Here is a 959-nt window from a genome sequence, read left to right as displayed (position 1 = left end):
GAGATCTACACAGGTACTATTTATGAGATATTCTTATCTGACCAATCTATAAAGTCAAGTATTGGGAGTGGCGGAAGGTACGATAATGCAATCGGTGGGTTGATAGGTACAAATGAAAACTTCTCAACAGTAGGAATATCATTCGGCTTAGATGTAATTTATACGGCTATGAGTACATCTGAGAAGAAATTAAGAGAGAATCCGAATATAGATTATTATATAGTTCCACTAGGTACTCAAAAAGAATCCTTGTTGGTAGCAAATTATTTAAGAAATAAAGGCTATAAAGTTGAATATGAAATGAGCAACAAAAAATTAGGCAAGGCTCTTGATAAAGCAAACAAAGAGAAGATTCCTAACGTGATAATTATTGGCGAGAATGAGGTGAAAAATAATCAATTCAAAATAAAAGATATGTTTTCAGGTGACGAAAGGGTTGAATCATATCATTTTAAAATGATTTAAAAATTCTTATTCAAGTAGCCTGTACCTATTTTCAGAATCAGCTGCCAAACCAGGTGGCTTTTTCTTATTCAACAAATGGGGCAGGATAGTTGAAGAAGGAATTGTTATGGTTTGGTCTAATAAGTTATTATAATAACCAATATGAAGTCATGGGGTGATTTTATTGGGTTGGGAAACAGCACAAATCGTCCAAGTGGTCGGAGGTATATTAGGAGCTATCTCTATGTTCGCTTTTTTTGCTTTTTGGGGCAAATATGAGAAGAGTAAGGGAAAGTCAAAATTCGAAATAGGAGCTGTCGCTTAGACAGCTTTTTTTATTGAGCTAACGAGGCAGTATAGTTGAACAACCATAATGCAAATGAGGGAAATAGATGAAGACAAACGAACAAAGTATATGGGAAATAATAAAGGAAGTTTTTGCTTATATTAAGTACCTCTTCCTTTCAAAGGAAGCAAAGTTTGAAAGTAATATAAAATTAGTAAGAGAAAAATTT

General features: G+C 33.4%; 1 protein-coding gene. It reads left to right on the top strand.

What is annotated here, in order from left to right; translation table 11 throughout:
* Positions 1-465, top strand: a 465-nt coding sequence (locus V7654_RS23810; RefSeq protein ID WP_335433376.1) for a His/Gly/Thr/Pro-type tRNA ligase C-terminal domain-containing protein, incomplete at its 5' end; no start/stop codon positions are given.
* Positions 466-959 lie beyond the last annotated feature (494 nt).

It is taken from the genome of Bacillus sp. JJ1609 (assembly GCF_036967045.1).
GTDB lineage: Bacteria > Bacillota > Bacilli > Bacillales > Cytobacillaceae > Mesobacillus.
The sequence above is the reverse complement of the archived record's forward strand: the minus strand, read 5'-3'. Positions and strand labels throughout refer to the sequence as shown.